This is a genomic window from Mycobacterium paraffinicum, from assembly GCF_025822865.1.
Classification (GTDB): Bacteria; Actinomycetota; Actinomycetes; order Mycobacteriales; family Mycobacteriaceae; genus Mycobacterium; species Mycobacterium paraffinicum.
The window spans coordinates 1-3,675 of sequence record NZ_JACKUR010000015.1; the positions used below are offsets into that span (position 1 = coordinate 1).

The window sequence follows — 3,675 nt, forward strand, 5'->3', positions numbered from 1 at the left end:
CATAACCAACACGGCGTGTCACCGAAGTGGGGCCAAATCAGACCGTCACAACAACGCCCCGCCGCCATCCAGGCGGGGCCAAATCAAGCCGTCCTCCTGGGGCCAAATCAGACTGTCACGGCCAGCCAAGGGCCTCCTACTGCAGTGACTCACTCAGTGAGAGCGAAATTACAACTGGTCCATTAAAATTTAAGAGCCTAATTAGGCCTTAATCAGTTTTGACGAGTTTGAATGGCATCACGATGATGAGCCGCTGGCTTTTTCCGCAGGCGCCGGATGGTCCGATAGTCTTGTCCTCGCCAGTCAGTATAGGAGATCCGGTTTTGACCTGACCGTCCCCGTCTACGGGGTAGAATCTGAACTTCTGCTTGCCGGGGAAGGCGGTGCCATCGTCGCACCGCTCCCAATCGGCAACATCCCGGTCAAGGATCCAGGAAACACTGGTCTTGCGAATCGACGCAGTCCACCCCTGATCGCTGCTCACCTCACCGCTGCATTCGTAAGGATCGGTGCAACTGGACTTGATTTTCCAGGTACTTCGGACGGTCGCCTCGTTGTGATAAGAATAGTTGGTTTTTGCCCACTCGCCCATCGATGTTGCGAGGTAGGTACCGTTGATCTCGTAGTCTTTGGTGGGTCCGGCCGCAGCGGGCGGAATAGCGACACTGCCAGCGATCGCGGCGACCGCCAATGCGGCGGTTGCCGAGGCGTGTACCGAAGCCATACCTGCTCCCCGAAATTTAATGACGCGAATGACTGCCGGGCTTGGTCGTGCCCAGCACTGCATTCCCTCGAAAAGAGGATACCATTTTGAATTTGAGATAGCACTCCCTATCAGGAATATGGTTTCTGCCTCAACACCGGTTCGGCAAAGTGCAATCGGCCACCGAACTTTCACTGCAGGAAATCGACATCCGAAATTTTCAGCCGACCATCAACCCTTTTGAGGGTCAAATCGACGCGCCAAGACCGTGGCGGGTCCGGTTTACCGGCGCCGAGAAGCTCGGATGTGGCGGCAACCAACACAACTGCCGAATCGTCAGTCATCGATTCGACGGCCACGCTTTTCACGGTGACCTTCGTGGTCACCTTCGAACGCTCCACCGCCTTGATCAGGCCGTCGGCTGACTCTTGCAGGTGGTCCTTGAACTTGCCCGTGGAGTTATCGAGTATTCGCTGGACGTCGCCACTCGCCTTCGCCGCATCGATAGACATGAGTGTCACCACGCTTTGCCGAGCTGCCGCCGAAAACTCGGCACTCCGGTAACGTTCCTCTAACACGGCACGGTGGCGCCACTCTATGTATCCGCTCGTGGCCAACAGTGCGCAGGTGAAAAGGATAAAGGTCGCTTCCGCGACCGTCTTCAGTCTAGGAAACAGTCGCCACCGTCGATGTCGCCGGAGAACCGTCAACTGATAGTCGACCGCGATTAAGTCCCCGTTATCTTTGCCCCTCCGGTCGCCATCCTCGCCCTGCGATCCGGCCGCCACCTTCCCCTGCGCGGCAAGCGTCTGCGCCCGCCGGCGCAAACGCTGCGCGCGTGTGCGAGCATCGTCCGCACGAGCTTTCTCCCGCGCAGCTTGGGCCTCGGCTTCCTCTGCTGAGCCAGGCGCGTGGGCAGTGACGCCGGATAGTGCCGGCTGCGAGTCGGTTTTCGTGGCGTCTCGGTGACTGTCGCGCCGAGGGCTGAATTCACCGAAAATGCGCTTCCGCGGCATGGCTCCCCAAGTTGCAGCAAGTCAGTAGAAAACGTAGAAAACACAACTGTATCATTTCCGCCGGACGTTATGAGGTTGGGGACCACTCAGCATCAATCAGTGGCAGTCATCCAGAAGTATTTCGGCGCCGGCTTCAGCGGCTAGCCTCCCCCGCAGTGGCGCACCGTGCATATGAGATTTCGGAAGATTTCCAGCTAGAATGCAAGCATGGAGCTATCCCTGATCGAAATTCTTAATATTCGTGTCGGCACTGCCGATATCGCCTGAGGCAAATGTATGGCGGACTTGAATGAGGAGCCGGACTTGGTGGAATCACTACTAATCTGCGACCGCGACCGCGCGTCATGCCCGCCGTCCCGTCGCGAAGCCTGCACCACTGTCGGGGGCCAACACGGCCGACGGCTGGATTCGCTGCTCCGCTTTCCGCATCGAGATTGTGACGCCTTGGCGCCGTTATCCAATCTCCGACGGTGCAGACCTCGGAATGACCGAAGAGCACGCGGGGTTCGTGGACAATTGAAGCGAGCGGTGCACGCGATCGTCAGCATCACTCCTGCGATTAGCGCTTTATCAATCATATTGTCCGCGGCGGGGGTCTTGGGGGTCTCACGGCTTACCACCCCGCCTGCACAAGCCGACGACAATCCGGTCCTGCATCACGTCCAATACACCGTGACAGCCAGCAGCGCAATCTACACTCAGCTCTACTATCTTGACCGAGAGCCTGCCGTTTTCGCTGACTGGAGTCACAACCCGTATGAGTTCGCCCCTAATGTTCAGGCCGATCTCGCTCCGGGTAAGCCATGGACCTATGAATTATGGTTGGCTAGACCGGATATGTGGGCCTTTGTATCGGCCAGCGCTGGTACCGAACCCGGTAGGCCCGTGTATCACTGCGAATTATCGATTGACGGGGCAGTTGTCGCGTCGAAAGACGGCGAAAGAGGTGTGCTGTGTTCTATACGCATATGGGGCACGGCATAATTGATGCCTGACCAATCTTAATCGGATCCTGACTGAGTCACGAGCACCAACTGCGTACACGACAACAGTGTATTCACACTTCGCACTTCGACCGCCCCCCATTGCTACTGCGGCGAATGGCTCGGCTGCACCGAAATTTGACCTACAGGTCTCCTCGAACCCAACGCGCCTCGGCGTCTTTAGCCACACAGGCGAGGAACAAACCGTCGGGGGCCTGTGCGACATGGGTGTCATGGGTGGAGCAGAGCGTATTCTCTTCCTTGATTCCGTCCATAAGCGGCGAACGGAACCATCTCGGGTCGTATCGCCTAGGCGAACCGCAGAAGACCAGCCTTCCCCACGAAGTCACGCCAAACACGTAATATGTTGTGTTGGTGCAGGGAGCGCCTAACTCGACGCCGGGGGCGATGCCTGGCGTGCAACTCGGAAAGTCACACACAGTTGGTCCTGCGGCGGCAGGAGGAACTGAAACACTGCTAATCGCCAATAAAACAGCAGCGATGCTCGTAGCCGATCGCATGTAGTACTTTAACACCCCGACGACCTATTTTTAAACCTCCCTGAGAATGCTAAAAGGGCTCCAGGACTTGGAAACGGGGATGCTGGTGTCACGGAATCGTGATCGCAAATAGGATTGACGAGTCGCAGGTCCGGCAAATCTTTTCAGCACGAACGGATGTAGGTGGGAACCGAACGGGTCATGGTGTCCGGGTGGCGCGCCGGCTCGGCTGTGGCGTGGTGTCGGCGCGCCCCGGGGACGTCAATCGACGTCAACGACGCAGGATGCGACGGGAGTGTTCGCTGCGGACCCGCAACGGACCAAAGCACCTACCCGAAAATTGAACGCAAGGGCCTTGACCCCGGATGGTGGACACGGGATTTGGATTAAGCAGCTTCTGGCAGCGTAGCGAATGTGTGGGTGTTTTCGTAGCTGGCCGGGCTGGAATAGCGGCAGCGGGAGTGCCTCCGTTT

At 57.8% G+C, this 3,675-nt stretch carries 4 protein-coding genes; 1 reads left to right on the top strand and 3 read right to left on the bottom strand.

Annotated elements, in window-relative coordinates; genetic code table 11:
* Positions 1–208: 208 nt before the first annotated feature.
* Entirely contained in the window at positions 209–724 is a 516-nt protein-coding gene (locus tag H7J89_RS05135; RefSeq protein ID WP_264037114.1) for an Rv2253/PknI dimerization domain-containing protein, read from the bottom strand.
* 170 nt (positions 725–894) lie between these two features.
* The gene (locus H7J89_RS05140) at positions 895–1,719 is read right to left on the bottom strand and encodes an Rv1363c family protein (RefSeq protein ID WP_264037115.1); all 825 of its coding nucleotides are present in this window, start codon (positions 1,717–1,719) and stop codon (positions 895–897) included.
* Positions 1,720–1,995: 276 nt separating this feature from the next.
* On the opposite strand from H7J89_RS05140, the gene H7J89_RS26045 reads away from it, so the two are divergent.
* Positions 1,996–2,703 (top strand): Rv2576c family protein, encoded by a 708-nt coding sequence (locus H7J89_RS26045; protein ID WP_504928402.1) that lies wholly within the window; start codon positions 1,996–1,998, stop codon positions 2,701–2,703.
* Positions 2,704–2,845: 142 nt separating this feature from the next.
* Here the strand turns inward: H7J89_RS26045 and H7J89_RS05145 are convergent, their stop codons facing one another.
* A complete protein-coding gene (locus H7J89_RS05145) occupies positions 2,846–3,223 on the bottom strand; it encodes a hypothetical protein (protein WP_264037117.1) in 378 nt (125 codons plus the stop codon).
* Between the last annotated feature and the right edge of the window lie 452 nt (positions 3,224–3,675).